General features: G+C 53.7%; 15 protein-coding genes. 1 reads left to right on the forward strand and 14 read right to left on the reverse strand.

Annotated features, from left to right (window positions below; translation table 11 throughout):
- Nucleotides 1–2: 2 nt before the first annotated feature.
- From BD749_RS12125 to BD749_RS12185, 13 genes are all read right to left on the reverse strand, one after another.
- On the reverse strand, nt 3–1,808 hold the full coding sequence (locus tag BD749_RS12125; RefSeq protein ID WP_101444582.1) for a hypothetical protein: 1,806 nt from the start codon (nt 1,806–1,808) through the stop codon (nt 3–5).
- 30 nt (nt 1,809–1,838) lie between these two features.
- On the reverse strand, nt 1,839–2,501 hold the full coding sequence (locus tag BD749_RS12130) for a hypothetical protein (protein WP_101444583.1): 663 nt from the start codon (nt 2,499–2,501) through the stop codon (nt 1,839–1,841).
- Nucleotides 2,502–2,546: 45 nt separating this feature from the next.
- The gene (locus tag BD749_RS12135) at nt 2,547–4,727 is read right to left on the reverse strand and encodes a DUF4175 family protein (protein ID WP_101444584.1); all 2,181 of its coding nucleotides are present in this window, start codon (nt 4,725–4,727) and stop codon (nt 2,547–2,549) included.
- A complete protein-coding gene (locus tag BD749_RS12140; protein WP_101444585.1) occupies nt 4,727–6,262 on the reverse strand; it encodes a BatA domain-containing protein in 1,536 nt (511 codons plus the stop codon). The genes BD749_RS12135 and BD749_RS12140 overlap by 1 nt, the downstream gene beginning before the upstream one ends.
- A gap of 59 nt (nt 6,263–6,321) precedes the next feature.
- Nucleotides 6,322–7,062 carry a class I SAM-dependent methyltransferase gene (locus BD749_RS12145; RefSeq protein ID WP_101444586.1) on the reverse strand — a complete coding sequence of 247 codons (741 nt, stop codon included), beginning with the start codon at nt 7,060–7,062 and terminating at the stop codon, nt 6,322–6,324.
- A 47-nt stretch (nt 7,063–7,109) separates the two neighbouring features.
- Complete coding sequence (locus BD749_RS12150) at nt 7,110–8,009, reverse strand: DUF58 domain-containing protein (protein WP_101444587.1); 900 nt, start codon at nt 8,007–8,009, stop codon at nt 7,110–7,112.
- Between the two features lie 12 nt (nt 8,010–8,021).
- Entirely contained in the window at nt 8,022–8,561 is a 540-nt protein-coding gene (locus BD749_RS12155; RefSeq protein ID WP_101444588.1) for a hypothetical protein, read from the reverse strand.
- A 48-nt stretch (nt 8,562–8,609) separates the two neighbouring features.
- Complete coding sequence (locus BD749_RS12160) at nt 8,610–9,605, reverse strand: AAA family ATPase (protein ID WP_101444589.1); 996 nt, start codon at nt 9,603–9,605, stop codon at nt 8,610–8,612.
- Between the two features lie 464 nt (nt 9,606–10,069).
- Nucleotides 10,070–10,687, reverse strand: a complete 618-nt coding sequence (locus BD749_RS12165; protein ID WP_101444590.1) for a DUF4159 domain-containing protein — start codon at nt 10,685–10,687, stop codon at nt 10,070–10,072.
- Nucleotides 10,688–10,786: 99 nt separating this feature from the next.
- Nucleotides 10,787–12,103, reverse strand: a complete 1,317-nt coding sequence (locus BD749_RS12170) for a TldD/PmbA family protein (RefSeq protein WP_101444591.1) — start codon at nt 12,101–12,103, stop codon at nt 10,787–10,789.
- A gap of 198 nt (nt 12,104–12,301) precedes the next feature.
- Entirely contained in the window at nt 12,302–12,532 is a 231-nt protein-coding gene (locus BD749_RS19720; protein ID WP_317046355.1) for a four helix bundle protein, read from the reverse strand.
- A gap of 41 nt (nt 12,533–12,573) precedes the next feature.
- On the reverse strand, nt 12,574–14,220 hold the full coding sequence (locus tag BD749_RS12180) for a TldD/PmbA family protein (protein WP_101444592.1): 1,647 nt from the start codon (nt 14,218–14,220) through the stop codon (nt 12,574–12,576).
- Between the two features lie 352 nt (nt 14,221–14,572).
- Entirely contained in the window at nt 14,573–15,217 is a 645-nt protein-coding gene (locus BD749_RS12185) for a septal ring lytic transglycosylase RlpA family protein (RefSeq protein ID WP_101444593.1), read from the reverse strand.
- A 317-nt stretch (nt 15,218–15,534) separates the two neighbouring features.
- Here BD749_RS12185 and BD749_RS12190 point away from each other — a divergent pair, with 317 nt between their 5' ends.
- Complete coding sequence (locus tag BD749_RS12190; protein ID WP_101444594.1) at nt 15,535–16,449, forward strand: DUF72 domain-containing protein; 915 nt, start codon at nt 15,535–15,537, stop codon at nt 16,447–16,449.
- Nucleotides 16,450–16,657: 208 nt separating this feature from the next.
- On the opposite strand, the gene BD749_RS12195 is transcribed toward BD749_RS12190, so the two are convergent.
- Nucleotides 16,658–18,742, reverse strand: a complete 2,085-nt coding sequence (locus tag BD749_RS12195) for an insulinase family protein (RefSeq protein ID WP_101444595.1) — start codon at nt 18,740–18,742, stop codon at nt 16,658–16,660.
- Between the last annotated feature and the right edge of the window lie 6 nt (nt 18,743–18,748).

The following is an 18,748-nucleotide window of genomic DNA, read 5'->3' on the forward strand; positions in this document are numbered from 1 at the left end:
ATTTAAAGCTTCTCTTCCAGCCACAGAAAACCGCTGCTGAGCACAAACAAAGCAAAAAACCAGATAACAGGCACCTGTTCTTCTGTGTAAGCCCTTGTACTGGCTGCCGCTGCACTGTGCGATTGTGAGGCAAACTGCAAAGTAGCCGCACGGGAGGCCTGTATACCCTGGTGTGGCCATGCGGCCGTATCCTGCACCAGGAAATGAAACGGCTCCACGCCCGGCGACTCCACTACATGCCAGCCTTTCTGGCGAGGCCAGAATGTGCCTTCATATACCTCCGGTTGGTACATGCTTTGCGCTAGCGCTATACCTATGTGGGCGGTATCGGCGAGGCTTCGAACGGTAGCTTGGGGAGTCGTGTTCGGGTTAGCTAGGGTATAATCGGTAAGTTTGAGCGCCACAGGTTGATAAAGCTGCGGCACCTGTGGCCCGGCGAGCTGCCAGAATTTCTCCTGTACTTCCCGCTTGGCCACCGCCGAAAGCAAATGTGCCCAGTAGCTGGCGTAAGTGCTTTGCTTGCCCTCCAACTGCCAGCTGAACGTTTGCGGCACTACCGACATGGCCACTGTGCCCCAGCCTGCCTTGCGGCCTGCCGCCAGCAAGTTGTTGTGCTGCTCTTCTATCAGCCCCGTCACAGCCTCGCTACTCAACAAAGTGTAAGGCGACACAGGTATGGCAGCGGCTGTCGTGCTTTCGGTCCAGGTGGGGCGGGCTGTTCGGTTATCCTGCTGCGACAGGCGTTTGCTCTGAAAATTGGTGAAGAAGGCAGTCGTGCGGCTGCCCAGTTGCTCACTAGCGATGGTGAGGACACCCAGCCCCTCTTCGGTAACAGCCCGCTGCAAGGTAGTCTGTTCGGTGCTGCTGAGCTCCTGCAAAGCCTGCGGCTCTATGATCATGACATCGAACTGCTGCAATAGTTTGGGTGTAATGCGGCTCAGGTCAGTTTGTGGCATATTCAGCCACTCGCTCTGGTACATCGCCTTGCTTACCGTGCTGCGCAGGGCCACTTTGTGCTGCAACTGCCCCAAGTGATTTTTCAGGAACTTAAACTCGAACAGCGGAAAAGACGACACCAGCAACACGGCAGGTTTGGCGGCGGAGTATACTTGTATAGGTACCTGCCCCAGCGTATCGACCCTGTTGCCTGACTTAGCGATCAAGGTATAGGTATAGCGGCCCTCCTGCTTCGGGGTATAGCGCAGCTGGAAGGGTTGCTGGCCGGCTTCTTTTAAAGTAACAGAATCTTGCGCTTGTCCGGCGGCCTGCAGGTATAGGGTTGTTTCTTCTTCAGAATGCAAGTTATACTGCCCGGCTACCGCCACCGCCTCGCCCAGCACCACCGCATCCGGCCACGTTACAGAAGTTATACCTGCGGGCATGCCAGATAGGTGCGGTATCAGAGTTATGTTCTGCAGCGCCTGCAATTCCTGTTCTGCCAGGCCCTGACCCAGCACATGCACCGTCTGCACCTCTGGTTGTTGTTGCCGGAAGGTATACAGGTCAGGTATAGCGGTTGCTTTTGGGGCCTGGGTCTGGTAGGTATAGACCAGCGGACTTGGCTCCTTGTTAGCCAGTAGTGCATCCAAGGTGTCCTCTTCGTAACCTTCGGTCAGCAAAATAGCGGTGCCCGGGTCGAGCGCCCGTTGGTAAGTAGGCGGGAAGAGTAACAGCACCAGACTGATTCCTGCCACCGCGCTGGCTAGTAGTCGCCACACCAGCCGCCTGCGGTCAGGCCGTCGCCACGCCAGCCAGCCGAGCAACAGCACAGCTAGGATCGCCAGCAAGTATGGGAGGTAGGGTGTCATCGGTTGTTAATTGTTTATCGCGCAGCTGCTTTAGTTATAGATGCGTCGTATAGGCGTTTTTGAAATCTCTTTCTGAGTAACCCGTCCATCCGGCCCAATGGTGTAATGTGTAACCGTGGAGTCCCCCTCCACAACTTCTGCGTTAGTAACTGAATCGATCTCCACCATTTCTGTCTCCACCGTTGTTTCTTCGTAAGTGTCTTCGGATATAAACCTGCCATAAGAATGCAGTCCCCAGCCGCCGTCGCCACAGCCAGCAGCGGCTATAAAGCTATCAATGGCCTTTCCGTTTTTATCGTAAATCAGATAGTGCAGCAGGTCACAGTAACTCGATTCATCCTGTGTCAGGACGGTAAATTCTGTAAAATCCGGGTTTCTGTTCTGCCAAGAGTGGAAGTAGTCGCGGTCATAGTCCTTCCCTATAAAGACCCGCTTGCTATTTTGCCACACAAGCTTAAAGGTATTGCTGTCAAGCTCCTTGTACTGTCCTAAGCGATTGTCCCAGTTAAAGCTGTCTATGGCAAAACTATCCAGATCTGTGTACTTGAAATATGACTTGTAATCCGCAAGCGAGGTTTGCTTGATTTGTGGCGTAACAGCGGGAGCAGCCTCTTCAGTTGTAGCTGCCTGTTTTTTATCGCTACAGCCAGCAAGAAAGAGTAAAGCCCCAAGGGCTGGCAAGATGATTTTCATAACACTGTTATCTAATAAACAACCTATTCTAAACTTTTTAACTTTCTAATTTTCTAACTGCTCCAAATACTCCTGCCCCAGCTTGCTCCTGGTTGTGCCTTGCTTCTGAGGCGTTGGCTTGGCGGGCGGCAACAGCTCGTACCAAGCCCACTCCACCGTCATCAGGCAATTGCTACATAGCGCGCGATTGGCGTTAATGTCGGCGATCAGCGTGCGCAGGTCCTGCATGGCGCGGAGGTAGCGGCCGGGCTTGGCCAGCGCCTCCTGTGCCAGTTCGCGCCCGGCCCGTTCGAGTAGCGCTACGTCCTGCTGGCTATACCTGCTGCCCTGCTTTTGCCGCTCCAGCCACTTCAGGGCGTCTCGGGTATGGGGCAGTTTCGTCTCGGCTTCAATCGTTCTTCTTTCGGTCGGGACTTTTATTTTGCTCAGGTCACCCGTCAATCGCTTTTCAGGCTCTTTGAGCGGCGGCGGGTCGAAACCGGTTTTGGCGGCGTAGGCGCGCGTGCTTTGTTGTACCTCCTTGAGCATCCGCAGCGCTTTGTATTCGTAGGGCAAGGCTTCTTTCGGGCGATGGGTGCGCAACCGCAGCTCGGCTTCCCACATCTGGGCCAGCGCCCCTTTCAGTTTGGCTTTCACGGCAGGCTCAAAGAACGTGGCGGCCTCTTCCTGATCGTGCTTGTGCAGGTAAGGATCAAGAAGGGCTTCTACGCTGGTCTCGTCTTCGAACTCGGGGTGGTCGTGTCCGTCTCCGGCAAAATGCTCCTCTTCCTGATGCCCTTCTTCGCCCGCCGGTATGCCGCCGCCCGGCCCTATACCGGATTCAAACTCCTCGCCCAAAAATTTGCCATAGCGCAGGCGCAGCAGCTTCTGGTCCACACCCAGGTTGTTGCCGCGCTCTTCAAACACGGCACGGGTCAGCGTTTTTTGCTCTTTGATCAGTTTTTCGGTGTCGATGATGATCTGGCGCTGACTCCTGAAATACTCGGGAACCGGATTCACACCCATGGTTAGATCGTCCATGCTCTCCACAATGGTGGTATCCTCGATCTGCACAAAGTAGGTTTCGGAGCGGGTATAGCCGCGGTGGTTGTCCCAGGCCTGCACATAAAAGTAGAGCTCGTCGCCGTAGGTCATGCCCAGTTTCTGCAAGTCGATGGTCTTGTTCACAGGGAAGTTGCGCCGCTGCCCGCTAAAGCCGATGCTGATCTTCTCTTCCCGGAACTTCACCGCTTCGCCCGTTCCTTTGGCCACGGTGGCGATCATGTTGGCGTCGCGCAGGCCGTAGTCGTCTGACAGCTCAGCCCGGATAGTGACGCGTTGCGGATCTCCGAAAAGTATCTCGGTGTACTGCTCCGGCTTCGTGATCTGGATGGTTGGGGCTTCGTCCGGAATGATCTCCAGGGTATAGTAAGCCGACTTCTGGCCGTTGACTGTCAGATGGTAAAGAGCAGGCTCCGTAAAGTTCCTGGACAAGGTATAGTTCTCGTTTTGAGGTTTCAGCGGAAGCGGTTTTCCTTCGTTGAGCACCAGCTGCAGCGAGCGGGCCGGGCGGTTGGTACTGACGCGCCAGGTTACAGTAGCTCCCTGCTCCACCCGCAGATTGGGCTGCTCGGCCTGGTAAGCTTTGCGGCCCGTATAGGCAGGCGGTGTGATGATGATCGCGATCTTTTGAATCGAAACAGCCGTGTCGGCTACGGCGGCGGGTGTATCCGGGAAGTCGAGTTGCAGGGCCGCTTCCGTATTGCCGTCGGCTACCGAAGCGGCCGGAAGCGCGGCTATACCTGCCGCCACGAGCACGGCTATACCTAGCGCCAAGTAGGTTGGCCTCTTCTGCAAATGAAAAACCGACTGCTTTTCAGGTATGGCGGCCTGCAGTTGAGTGGCCACCCGCTGCTGCTGCAGGCGCTCCAACAGGTTAAGTTCAGAAGTTTCGCGAAGCAGGAGCTGGGCGCTGTCTTCGAGCTGCGGATAGCTGCGGTTGAGGTGACGGGCCACCTGCTCGAGCTTGACCTTCCGGAGCTGGCTCCAAGTCCAACTCAGGTATAGCAAAGCGCCCAGGATCGTTAAACCAGCCAAACCAGCTAGCAAAGGTGCTTCTAACCGCCACTTGTACAGAATGGCCGCACCCACCAGCGCCACAGCCAGTGCCTGCAGGGCATACAACCACCCCTTTGCCCGGATGTAGTCCCGGCGGATACGCTGTAAGGTATGGAGGCTGTTCTGCATCAGGCGGTTTTGCGTTTACTGGTGATCAATCGCTCCGCTACAAATAACAGAAAAGCCAGCAACACCAGCCAGGGAATCAGGCTGTACTGCTGCTTTTCGGACTTATCTGCTTTGTTGAGCGGCTGTACTACGGTTGATTTCAGTTGTGTTTCATCCAGCGCACGGGCGTCGTAGTTGGAGTCAGCTTGTTGTGGCAGAAGCAAAGGCAGCAGGAGCTCCGGCAGTTGCGTGCTCTGCCCCAGTTGGCTCCAGGCCGGACCAAAACCGCTACGGAAATGGTATACCTTGCCCAGACCCAGCTGCTGCACAAAGAGCAAGGGCTCTCCGGCTGTTGTCTGCCACACGGTGCTTGCTTCGCCTGGCGTTATACCTGCTTTGCTGTTGGCTATTCCTGTCGCTGCAAGCTGATGTATCCTGATCTTCTCTATACCTGAAGTTGCCAGTTGCGCGGTAATCGGCTCAGGTTCTGACGCCGCCTGCAGCCAAAGTTTGGTGCCTTTTTCCTGCACCTGCTCCAGCCAGTTGACAGGCACTTCTTCACCGCTCAGCCAGAATAACCAGTTTGCGGAAGTGTCGGGTTGAGCGGCTGCGGTTACCTGTGTTTCGATGGGTATGCCTGTATACCTGCTGATTGCCTGCACGGCTGCTTGCAGGTAGCGTACTTCTGTCTCTTGGGTTTTGTCATGCGCTATACCTATCCGGAGCGGCTCTTTGCGGATAGCAATTGTTTGCGGAGCGCTGTTGTTCCACTGTGCTGTAAGGGAATCTTCCTGCAGACTCAATTTAACTGGATTGCCATTGATAGTTGCTTCCCGGACGATAGCGGCCACTCTTGCAGTGTTAAATTGGGTACCCTCGCGGTTGCTTTGACCCGTGATAAGCAAGAGACTGTCAGGGCTAAAGGTATAGGCAGCCTGTATCCAATGGGTGTTGCTTTCCAAGGCCATGGGTACCCAGCGGATGTTCTCTTGAAGTAGTGTTGGCGTACCCTGAAAATGGCGTTGCTGATCCGAAGTGAAGAGCCAGACGCTGTCCTGTGGCTGATCATACCGCTGCGCCAATGCTGGCAGCAGCCCCCAGTGGTTTCCACTGCTCACCACTGTGTCTGTCGGGTTACTGCTCAGCGTCTGCCATTCTTCGGCAGGTATAGCCTCAAAGTCCGGGGTGTAGCGGTGCAAGGTATAGCCACGCTGCAACAGAGCGTCTACCGTCGGCTGGATGTCGCGGAGGGTAGTGCTATGCAACAGTTCAGGGCTGATGAACACAGCTTTTTGTGCCTGCTGAGCGTTCGGAGCTTCTTCCCAAACAGGCTTCGCCAGGGCGGCTGCCAAGAAAATCAAAATACAGCAACGAAGCACCAAAAGCCAGACGTCGCTTAACCGGATACTGCTCCAGCGTTTGCTCGCCGAGGGCTCCAGCCAGCGCAGGCTTCCCACCTTCACAGTCCTCCCCTGCCGCCTGTTCCACAGGTGGATCGCGATCGGGACAAGGATAGCCGACGCCGCAAATAGCCAGTATGGGGAGAGGAAAGTCAAGTCTTTTGAGTTAGAAAGTTTGGAAGTTAGAAAGTTAGAAAGTTGAAAGGGTAGAAAGTTTAAGTGGTAGGTAGTTTGCCTACTCTGGTTAAGATATCAAATGTGACGGTGGTGGTCTCTCCGTCAAAAGCCTCCCGGAGTTGCTGCTCTACAAGCTGCACCGGGTTGTGGCCTTGCTGCTTCTCGTAGTGCTTCACAGCCGACCAGGTGTTCAGGTAGCCGATCAGGTCATCGGGTGTCCAGGTATAGCTGCTGCTGAACGGCGGTACCGTTACTTCCTGAAAAGGAAACGGAATGGTGCGGTAGTTTTCGTCGAGGTAGCGGCGCTCCGGGTCCCAGTAGCTGTCGAGCACTTCGCTGTATAAATGCCCTATCACCTGATCCAGTGAAGGATGCGTTTTGAGCAAACCATACCCGATGATGGCGATGATACCGTTTGGTTTAAGTACCCGTCTCACTTCCTGATAAAAGCGCTCAAAATCAAACCAATGCACGGCCTGCGCCACCACGATCAGGTCAACGGTTTGGTCTTCAAGGGAAGATTCTTCGGCCTGCTCTACTTTGTAACTGATATTGGGTAGGAGCACGGCGTTCTTTAACTGGTTCTCGCTGATGTCAGTCGCCGCCACCTGGTTGAAGAGCGGGGCGAGCATACCTGCTACCTGCCCATTGCCCGTGGCGCAGTCCCAGGCCAACTGGCGGGCTGGCGCGATACCTGCCAGGTGTGCCATCAGCTCCTGCGGGTAGGCGGGCCTATACCTAGCGTAGTCTGCCGCATGTCCTGAAAAGTTATCTTTCATCGTTTTTAACATTCGCTCAATCACTCATTCACTCATTCACCAAATCACTAACTCAAAAAAAGTCTGTTCTTCAAAAATGCCCGCAGTGCTTTGTCCAGCGGCTCGTCTGTCACGAAGCGATCGTAGGCGATCTGGCGGTTGCGCATGGCTTTTTCGGTTTGTTGAAGCCATTCCTGCAGCCTGGTCAGGTAAGTTTTGCGCTGCTCGGCGGTGCCTACCTGCATGGTCTGGCCCGTTTCCAGATCCTCGAAAGTCAGGGTGCCTTCAAATGTAAAGTCCAGTTCGTTACGGCTCATCAGGTGGCACAAAAGCAACTCGTGCCGCTGCGCGCCCAGTTTGTAAAGCAAATCCGTTATTTCATGTTCGTGCTCGTACAGGTCGGTCACAAACACGGTCAATTCCTTCTGGCGACGGCCCGAGAACAGGTTGGCAGCCGTCTGGGTGTCAGGGAAGCGGCCGCTGGGCTTGATCTCGGCGAGCTGGTGCCAGAAGCGCTGCAAGTGCATGTTGTCGGAGCGGGGCGTCAGGTTGATCAGCTGCTGCTCGTGCAGCACGTACAAACCCACCGCATCGCCCTGCGTGGTGGCCAGGTAAGCGAGTGAGGCCACCAGAAAGCGGGCGTAATCCATCTTGGTCAGGCCGTTCTCGTCCTCATGCGCCATCGACGCGCTGCCGTCCACAACAAAGCGCACGGTGATGTTGGTGTCCACTTCGGCTTCCCGAATGTAGTAACGGTCGGAGCGGGCAAACATCTTCCAGTCGAGTTGGCGCAGGTCGTCACCGGGCTGGTAGCTGCGGTACTGGCTGAACTCAAGTCCGGCTCCCCGCCTGATGCTCTGGTTCTGCCCGTTCAAAAAGCCTTCCACCACCGTTTTAGCCAGCAGCGGCAGGTCTTTGATGGTAGCCAGTACCTTCGGATCGATGAACTTGTTCCCTGTTGGCGACATACAACACTAATGTTAAACTAGGCTCTGGCGTAGTTTCAGATCTGCCAGCTCCGCCTCTATCGTGGCTTCGTCGAGTATGATGTCCAACCCACCGATCAACTCTTCGCGCACTCTCAGCATGTACTTTTGGGTATCGGTGTACAGCACAATGGCGGCATCGTAGTGGATGTGTTCGTCGAATTCCTGGTTCCAGTCCTGGTATACCTCTATCATCAGCACAGGGCTTGACATCACACGAATCTCGGAGTGCTGGCCCGACTGCAACAGCTTTTCGCAGCGGAGCGGCATCCGGCTCTCTTCTATTTCGAACTCATAGAAGGTAGTAGAAGACCGGGGTGTCAGCTTGTAGTCGGCACTAATGTTGATAAACCGCTGGTCCTGTTTGTTCTTGGTCAGGCCGATGGCAAACTCAGGTGCCCAATAGGTGACCTTACCGCCAGTAGCCTGTATTTTGATATGGTTGGTGAGGAAGTAACAGATTCTTTCCCCGACAATCCTTTTCAGGAGTTGTGTGCCTGCGTCCGTCAGTTTTACGTTTTCTATTTCTTCCATCTGAATTCAGTTTGTTATGTTGGGCTGCTTGTGTTGCGTTTGCTATACCTAAACCAACACCGTTTTGGGTAATTTGATATGCTGCAGGAGCTCTTCCACTACCTTGTCAGGGGTGATGCGCTCGGCCTCAGCCGTAAAGTTGACGAGGATGCGATGGCGCAGCACCGGAAAGGCCATGGTCTGTACATCGGCGGCCGTTACGGCAAAGCGACCTTGCAGCAAGGCCCTGGCCTTGGAGGTGAGTATAAGCGCCTGCCCTGCCCTCGGGCCCGCACCCCAGCGCACGTAGCTTTTGATGTGTTCGCTCGAAGTCGTGTCAGGGCGCGTAGCACGCACCAGATGGTTCACGTAAGTCAGCAGGTCGTCGCTGATGCTCACTTCCCGCACAAGCTGCCGCAGCTGCAGTATTTCCTCTCCCGAAATGGCCGGGTATACCTGCGCCTGTCGGGTGCCGGTGGTGCTGGTGAGGATATTGAGCTCCTCCAGCTCGGTGGGGTATTTTATTTTGATGTAGAGCAAAAAACGGTCGAGCTGTGCCTCGGGCAACGGGTATGTGCCGGCCTGCTCAATCGGGTTTTGGGTAGCCAGCAAAAAAAAGGGCTTCGGCAAGGTATAGGTCGTGCCCGCATACGTCACTTCGTACTCCTGCATGGCCTCCAGCAAAGCCGCCTGCGTCTTGGGTGGCGTCCGGTTGATCTCGTCGGCCAGCACGATGTTGGCGAAGATGGGTCCTTCGTTGAACTTGAAGAAGCGCTTGCCAGTGGCGTGGTCCTCTTCCAGCACCTCCGTACCCAGAATGTCGGTCGGCATGAGATCAGGCGTGAACTGGATGCGGCGGAAACTCAGGTCCATGGCGTTGGACAGGGTGCGCACCAGCAGGGTTTTCGCCAGACCCGGTACACCTTCCAGCAAGCCGTGTCCTCCGGCTAAAAGCGTAATCAGTACTTCGTCCAGCACTTCTTCCTGTCCTACAATCACTTTCTGTATCTCCTGCTTAAGCTGTGGCAGCTTGCCGAGGAGTTGGTTGATGTCTTGTTCAGTCACTGTTTAATGGGTTAATGACTTAAGTTAATTTATTGCTGTTTTGCTAGCGTAGCTACGGCTGTTGCAGGTATAGCAACCTAATTTGCTTCATAGCTTGCCCTGGCCGGGCGGGGTACTGTTTCGCCTGTGCGGCGGGCACTCACTTTTTTCCTTGATGAAAAGAAAGAGGGCCCCTACCCCCAGTAAGCAAAAAAATCAAGACGATTTTTGAATCGAGGGCCCCTACCCCCACTCGCTGACCGCTCAAACAAAAAATCGTCAAGGGTGCACCTGGCACTGATGTTTGTTTCATTGCTCAAGGGGCAAGTTATCTTTTCGATGTGTGCAAGTGGTCACCAACTACAAAGCTTATACCTATGAAGAGGTAATAGCCGAAAGTCCCCCTTTGAAGGGGGCAGGGGGATGTCAATCCTGCACGAGCATCCTGTAAATCCTATAATCCTGTAAATCCTGATTCAGACAACTTAACTCGTCAGCGCATACATAATGATATTCACACCAAATTTCGTGTTGTCCTCTGCCAGCCAGCGCTTGTTTCTGAAATCGTAGTCCCACTCGCAGCCGTAGTCTTTGTTGCTGTACAGAACCCCAATTCTGCCATTCACTTCAATTGCTTTTAAGTAGTCGTGCACCAGGTCGTCGCCCCAGCCGTTGAGCTCGAACGAAGTCGTGGGCGGTCCCTCATCAAATGTGAAGAAGCTGCGGTAAAGCTTATGGTTGTTCGGGATCTTCTTCAAAGCGCCTTGCCCGAAAATCTGCTTCATCTGTTCCTCAAACGACCGAGCAAAAAGCCCGTCGATGTCGTGGTTGCAGTCGTCTACAAACACAAAGCCGCCGTTGCGAACGTAGGTCTCGAAGTTCTGGCGCTCCTTCTGGTTGAACTGCACCAGCCGGTGGCCGCTTAGGTAGCTGAAAGGGTAGTTGAACAACTCGGCGCTCTCCAGCGGAATCACTTTCTCCTGCTCGTTCACTTTCACCGTGGTGTACTCGATCAGCGAATGCAAGAGGTTGCTCGGCATACGCGGGTCAGTATCCCAGTTGCCGGAGCGGTATTGCAGTCGGACGAAGGTGAAAGGTTGCAACTTTAGTTTTGAGTTATGAATCCTGAGTCTCGGGTTATTTAGTAAAATGAATGCCGTATGCAATTTTGCATACGGCATTGAGGTATAGGTCAAAAGCGATTACACTGCGTCAGACAAGCTGGTGAAGGTAAAGTCGCGGATCTTCATCGGCGGTACCAGGTTGCCGTTGATGCGTTGCGGACGACCCAGGGCCTCCAGGTTGTTGAGCATGATGATCGGGCTCTCGTTGAAACGGAAGTTCTTCACCGGATACTGGATCTTGCCGTTTTCGATGTAGAAAGTACCGTCGCGGGTAAGGCCGGTGTAGAGCAGTGTCTGCGGGTCTACGGAACGAATGTACCACAGGCGCGTCACCAGGATGCCGCGCTTCGTGTTTTTGATCATTTCTTCGAGCGTCTGGTTGCCGCCCTCCATCACCACACCACCGGGGTTCGGTACAGACTTGGCACCGGTTTTCTCTGCCCAGAAACGGGAGTTGTATAGGTTTTTGATCACGCCTTTCTCTATCCAGGTCGTCTTCTCGCGCGGACGGCCATCGCCGGCAAACGGAGCGGATGGAATTTCCGGATGCGCCGGATCAGAGTATACCGTGATGCGCTCGTCTACCAGTTTCTCGCCCAGTTTGGTTTTACCGCCTGGCTTGCTCAGGAAGCTGCGGCCTTCTTCGGCGTTGCGCTGGTCCATGTTGTTGAACATGTTGCGCAGCAGGTCGATGGAGGCAGCTGGCTCCAGAATAACGGTGTACTTGCCGGGCTCCAGCGCTTTGGCATTGCGGGAATTCACCGCTTTGCTGGCCGCGATCTGAGAAGCAGCGCCTGTATCGAGTTTGCTCACGTCGCTGAAATCCTGCGTCACGTAGCCAGAACCCGTGCCGTCGTCGGTACGCATGGTCACCGAGAAATCTACCACGGTAGACGGATGGTAGGCAAACAGACCTTTGGAGTTAAGGCGCGACATGAAGCTGGTCGAGTGCTCCAGGAAGCCTGCAGCGGTCAGGCCTTTGTCAGCGGCTGCCTTTATACTTTTGGCAGCGGCCTCGGCGCGGTAAGCCGGATCAATCTTAGCTGTGGAGTCGAAGTGCGCTTTGGTGGTGATGTACTTCTGAGGCCCCAGCATGGGCACGTACTCCGGGCTCTCCGGGGCAATGCGCGCGATCTCCTCTGCCCGGCGAATCACTTTCTCCAGAGAGGCATCGTCAAACTCGTTGATGGTGGCCACACCGGAGCGCTTGCCGAAGCGTGACTCTACCGACATCGATACGTTCTCTTCAGCGCCGCTGGTCGACACCTCGTTGCGGGCGTAGCGGATGTTGCCGCCATTGTAACCGCTGAGCGTAACTTCACACTCATCGGCCTTTGAGTAAGCCAGGGCCTTTTTCAGCAAAGCCTCCGCTTGTTCTCTTGTATATATTGCCATGTTTTTAGCTTCTTGTTTTAATTTCAAACTGCTTTACTTTATCAGTTCTGAGTCTCGAGTTCTGAGTCACGAGTTGTTCTCTTTTTGCTGGGAGGTCAGGATGATACTCTTCAGCATTTTGATTAATTCGTGACACTCTCCATGAATGCTGTTGAAAGCATCAGGCTTGATGAATTCTGAATCTTTGAGCAAGCGCAGTCAATAACTGGTTTCCCGTGCCTCCTTTAGGGCGATACTCATCTTATGCCTGAAGTCCGCTTTGCTTTGGCCGCCCAAGGCTTCCTCCACATTTGCCCCGATAGATGTACCACTTCTCAGCACTTGCTTTGCCAGCACAAATTCACGCTGCTCCAGTGTCAGGTGTTTATACAATTTGATGACGCGCAAGGCAAAGCTATAAGACTTGGTAGCAACTATACTCTCAGCCATATTATCAGATATAACTCAAGACTCAGAACTCGTGACTCGCGCTAAATCTTGCGCGCGGTATTGATCACGTTCACGCCATTGAAGCGGGTGTGGGCAGAGCCGTGCGATACGGCGCTTACCTGGCTTGGCTGGCCTTTGCCGTCAAAGAACGAGCCGAACAGACGGTAGTCGCTTTCGTCGCAGGAGCCTGCGCAGGAGTTCCAGAATTCTTGCGTGTTGCTCTGGTAAGCCACATCTTCCAGCATACCCACAATCTTGCCTTTGCTGATCTCGTAGAACACCGTGCCGCCGAACTGGAAGTTGTAGCGCTGCTGGTCGATGGAGTAAGATCCACGGCCGGCGATGTAGATGCCTTTGTCCACGCCCGAAATGAGCTGATCCACGTTCATTTTCTGCTTGCCTGGCGCCAGCGATACGTTTGGCATGCGCTGGAACTGCACCGAGCTCCAGTTGTCGGCATAGCAGCAGCCATGCGACTCTTTCTCGCCGATGATGTGCGCCTGGTCGCGTATAGCCTGGTAGTTCACCAATATGCCGTCTTTTATCAGGTCCCACTGCTTGGTCTTTACACCTTCGTCATCCCAGCCTACTAGGCCAAGTGAGCCTTTCTGGGTCTTATCGGCGAAGATGTGCACCTTGTCGGAGCCGTATTTGAATTTCTTGGATTTCCACTTGTCGAGGGTCGCAAAAGAAGTACCGGCGTAGTTGGCTTCGTAGCCAAGCACACGGTCGAGCTCCAGCGGGTGACCTACGGATTCGTGGATGGTCAGTCCGAGGTGGTTCGGGTCCAGGATGAGGTCGTACTTGCCTGCTGCTACGGATTTAGCAGTCAGTTTCTCCTTGGCTTGTTTGGCGGCCAGGGCAGCGTCTTCGAGCATGTCGTAGGCGTAGCGGTAGCCCATCAACCCTGTTCCCTCTGGTCCTTTTATCTTCTCGCCTGCTTTTGGCACCATGTATTCCCAGCCCATACCCATCGGAGCGCTCAAGGCCTCGCGGGTTCTGAACTTGCCAGAGGCTTTGTCTACAGCCGTCACGGTGAAGTTTGGCCAGATGCGGTGGATGTCCTGGTCGATGTAAGAGCCGTCGGTAGAGGCAAAATATTTCTGCTCGTTTATCTGAAAGAGGGCTGAGTTCACAAAGCTGGCACCGTTTTCCATGGCTTTGGCGTTGGCAGCCAATAGCAAGTCGGCTTTCTCATTAATAGGCACCTCAAAAGCGTTTTTCTCGATCGGTGTCTTCCAGCTTACTTCGCCGTAGCCCTTCACAGGAGCCAGCCTTACGGGCTCTTTCTGTAGCTTCGAATTGGCTTTGGCAATGGCAACGGCCTCTTGGGCTGCCTTGGCTATACCTTTGTCGCTTACGTCGGAGGTGGCAGAGAAGCCCCAGGTGCCGTTTGCCAGCACACGCACACCCACGCCGTAAGACTCGGCATTCACAATGTTCTGCACCTGTTTCTCGCGGGTGAAAACATATTGCTGCAGGTAACGGCCAATGCGTACGTCGGCGTAAGAGGCGCCGTTTGACTTGGCGGTGTTCAGGGCTACGTCGGCCAGTCGCTTTTTCAGGGCAGGGTCTACCTGTTCCAGCGCTCTTTCGGGTGAGATGATATCGCCGAACACAGGTATGGAAGGCAGCATGAGCCCGCCGAACCCGAGCGCCGATAGCTCGATAAAATGACGTCTTTTCAAGTTCTTTTAGATTAAGGTTAAGAGAAGTTTAGTTTTAGGTAACTAAGTTTAGGTATTTACATTCTGAAATCAAAGCACAGACCCCAGTTATAAGCCCGGCAAGGTAATTTTATAGATAAAGCCGGGCTATACCTCTATGAAAGTGGCTGCCTGGCTCTTAGAGCGGAAAGTACAGCAATGGTTTAATGCAGGCAGGGCCAGGTACTTACAAGAGGGCTTGTGCGCTCATTGATTTAGGATGTGCCAGTGTTGTAGGTGATGGCAAGGGTTATACCTACAGGCCCCTAAAGCAGAAGAGCGGAAAACCACTATGGCTTTCCGCTCTTCTGCTTATCAGTAATCTTGTAGTCGTTTAGGCTTCGCTAACCTTACCCGCCAGGCCTTCTTCTTCGAGTAGATCGTTGAAGGCCTCGGCTTCGTTTCTGCTGTTGAATTTACCGGCTTTCACCAGTACTACTTTTCTGCCGTTTACCTGCTCCTCCGCTATTTCCAGCGGAAGATGCCTGTCAAAGGCCTTCAGTTTGCGGCTAAGCTCTTCTGCCTGCTTATAGTTGGCGGCAGTCTGAATCGTGAAGGCACTCTGCCTTGGCGCTGCGTTTGCCGCAGCCACAGCATCTTTGTCGAGTACCTCTACTTTTACTTTGGCCACGCCCACTGAGTGCATACCCAGTTTACGGGCTGCCGCTTCCGATACATCTATGATACGGTTTCCCACAAACGGGCCGCGGTCGTTGATGCGCAATACTACAGATTGGTCAGTGGCGGGATTGGTCACTTTGACCATGGTGCCGAAAGGCAGGGTTTTGTGCGCGGCGGTCATCTCGTTCTTGTTGTAGCGCTCGCCGCTGCTGGTTTTTCTACCGTGGTATTTGCTGCCATACCAGGAGGCAGCGCCGATTTGGGTTTTGTCGTTGCTTTGTGCGAAAGTTGGTTGACTAACTCCGATAAATAGAAAAATGATTACTGTTAAGAGAATGCACTTTCTATCGTTCTTCATATAGTTTTTAGTTGGTGAATCCGCAAAGATACGGAAATATTTTCAAACGAGGCCTTATACGTGCGATTGTGGCCCTGGTTGTAGGGGGATACACGCTGCCTCGCAAAATCGCTATAAGGCTTATAATTCGAAAAATGCCCCTCAGTGCTTATATGAGCATATTTTCATATATATTACCAGCGATATATTAATTTGAAATGACCGTAAAATTTTTTCGATTTTGACGATCACTGCAGCATTAACGGGAACTTTTGAAGAGATATTTTGTTTTTGCCCAATCTTCTGCCAAAGCGTATACTTTATAAAAGCATAGTACCATGGACTTTGGAAAAATCTCCGATATCAGCCGCGTCGACTTCACGCTCCCGCCCGACCACCCCGACACCTTACCGCTCCTGAACAGGTATAGCGCGGGCCGGCTAGACAAGCCTAAGGTATACATTGGGTTGCCCGTATGGGTGAACAAGCCGTGGATAGGTGAGTACTACCCGGCGGGCATGAAAGAGAAGGACTCGCTGCTGTGGTATGGCAAGCAGTTCAACACCATTGAGCTCAACAGCACGCACTACCATATACCGGGGACAGACACCATCGAGCGCTGGCGAAACGCCGTGCCGCAGGGTTTTACCTTCTGCCCCAAGTTTCCGCAACTCATCAGCCACGAAGGGCCGCTGGTGAACTCGCTCGATCTGACGGCAACATTCTGCGAAGCCATTGCCGGACTAGAGGAAAAGCTGGGCTGCTCGTTTCTGCAGCTGCCGCCCTACTTCGGCCCCAAGCAACTGCCCGATCTGGAGAAATTTGTGCAGTACATACCCGAGAGTGTGCCGCTGGCCGTGGAGCTGCGCCACCCCGACTGGTTTGTGGACAACATAGCCTCGTTGGAGCTGTTTGAGGTGTTGGAGAGATTCCGCGTGAGTACCGTGCTGACCGACGTATCGGGGCGGCGCGACGTGCTGCACATGCGCCTGACCACGCCCACTGCCATGGTGCGCTTTGTGGGTAACGGCCTGCACCCCACCGACTATACCCGCATCGACGATTGGGTGGCCCGCATTAAGGTATGGCTGGAGGCGGGTTTGCAAGAGCTCTACTTCTTCGTGCACGAGCCTGATAACGTAACCTCGCCCGAGCTGGCAACCTACCTAATTGACAAGCTCGACAAGGTATGCGGGCTGGATGTAAAACCGCCGAAAAAATTTGTTAAAACGGTGCAGGGTGAATTGTTTTAGGAAGCACTGCAGGTATGGCTAGTCTCTCGCAAATAGCCAAACACCTGGCGCACTCATTTCAAAATATACTATACCTACTTTAAGTGGGTTTATGCCTTTTTCAAGGTATAGCAAGTGCTCGAAAGACGCTGTCAGGTATAGCTACAACACAAAAGCGGCGTGTCCGGATGGGCACGCCGCTTTGCTTTGGGTTATTGGGTAAAGGGTATTAAATTTTGAAGGTGTCGTCGCTAATGCCTTTGTTCACCTCCACGCTCTGCACCTCTGCTTTGATCACCTGCGGACCAACAACAGTCTCGATCACGTGCGGGTATTTCACGCCGTTCACTTCTTTGTAATTCTTGTAGCTCTTGGTCTGCGTAAGGGCGCCCTGCGGGGTCTGCATGCTCTTCACATCCTTCAGCAGCAAGCCTGTTGCCTTGTCGAAGTAGTGCAGTGTTTTTTGTCCGTTAGCGGCAGTAGACTCTACCACGTATGCTTCAGCACCGTCTACTTTCTCCTGGCCGGTTACCGCTGTCTTTATGCCCAGCTTGTCGAGGCGGGTCATCATGAACATATCGGACTCTGCCTTTGAGGCAGCAAGCTCTTCAGCAGTCATTTCCTTGTTCAAGCCTTGCATCGGGGCTTCCATCTTGCCCTTGTCACCGTTAATGATCACGCGCTGCATAGGGCTGTTATTCATCAGGATCTGGATCAGTATTTTATCGGTGCCCTTCTGCTGCTGCATCATAGTGAGGGCCATACCTTGTATGCTGGCGTTCATGGTCACGGTCACGTCTTTCACTTTCTCGATGTTCGCTTTGCCACCAATGGCCTGGATGTACTTCGAGATCAGCTGGTCGGCGGTAACATCTGAAGGAACGGCTTTGGCAGCGGCCATGTCTACTTTCTCTCCTGTGGCATCGAAGTAAGTGATGGTGTTGTCGTCTTTGTCGAAGGCAACGAGCTTGTCTGCGATGTCCTTGGCATTGCCAACGGCCAGGATGTAAAGCTGATCCGGGCGCACGTACTTCTGGGCAGCGCGCTGCACATCCGCTGTCGTAATCGACTCCACTTTCTTCAGGTAGTTAGCATAGTAGTCGGCTGGCAGGTTGTAACGGGCAGAGGAGATGGCGTACATAGCCACTGTGTTAGGATTTTCGAGGCCGCGAGCGAAGTTTCCTGACAAGTAAGCTTTGGCATTGGCCAGTTCCTTGGCAGTTACAGGCTCCGTTCTGATTTTGTTGAACTCATACATAAACTGGGTGGCCGCACTGTCGGTAACGGCGTTGCGCACGCTAGCCGATGCATTGAAGCGACCCAAAATCTTGTCAGAGGTAAGCGAAGAGTAAGAGCCGTAGGTATAGCCGTGTTTCTCGCGGAGGTTCATAAACAAACGGGCCGTGCTGCCGCCACCCAATATGGTATTCATCACCTGCGTGGCCACATAGTCGTCAGCGCCCGGCTTCAACTCGGCTGGGTTCGTGAACGAAAGCACGCTTTGTACAGCGCTTGGGCGGTCTACAACCACTACCTGCGTTTTGCCGTCGTGCTTCGGCAGGTCGTATTTATGTGTTGGTACCTGGGCTTTTTTCCACTTGCCAAACGACTTTTCCAAAAGTTTCTTCATCTCTTTTGGCGTTACGTCGCCCACCACAGCCAGGTAGCCGATGTTCGGGCGGTAGTATGTGTTGTAGTAGTTCTGGATATCAGCCAGAGACACGTTCTCCACTGATTTCTCCGTCATCAGCTCACCGTTCGGGTGATTCTTGCCAAAAAGCAGCGTATTGCGGATTTTGCTGGCAATCGCGTCCGGGTTGTCTTTCTCAGAAGCCAGGGTTGCCAACATCTGCTTTTTCACCTTGTCCAGTTCCTCCTGCGTGAAGTTCGGGTTCAGGAGGGCGTCGGCAGTCAGGTTCAGCAACGTGGGCAGGTTTTTCTTTAGCGAAGAGGCATTGAAGCCAGTAGCGTTAAACGAAAGCGAGGCGCCAATAAAGTCCACTTCTTCGTCGAGCTGGTCTTTGCTGCGGGTCTTTGTGCCGGTGCGCATCATCTGGCCAGCCATGTCCACATAGCCCGCCTTGTCGCCTTCCAGAATCGGGTCGCGGTCCAGCACCAGTGACATGTTCACGACAGGCAGTTTGTGGTTTTCCACCACGTATACCTTCAGGCCATTTTTCAGGGTAAAGTGCTCGTACTTGCCCAGCTCGATTTTGGGGGCCGGACCCGCAGGCGGAGGAGTTTGTTTGGTTTGTGCTGTGGCCACCGTGGTAAGCGCCAGCATCAAAAGGAGTATGTTATATATTCTCTTCATGATAAT

The sequence above is a fragment of the Pontibacter ramchanderi genome, from assembly GCF_002846395.1.
Lineage (GTDB): Bacteria > Bacteroidota > Bacteroidia > Cytophagales > Hymenobacteraceae > Pontibacter > Pontibacter ramchanderi.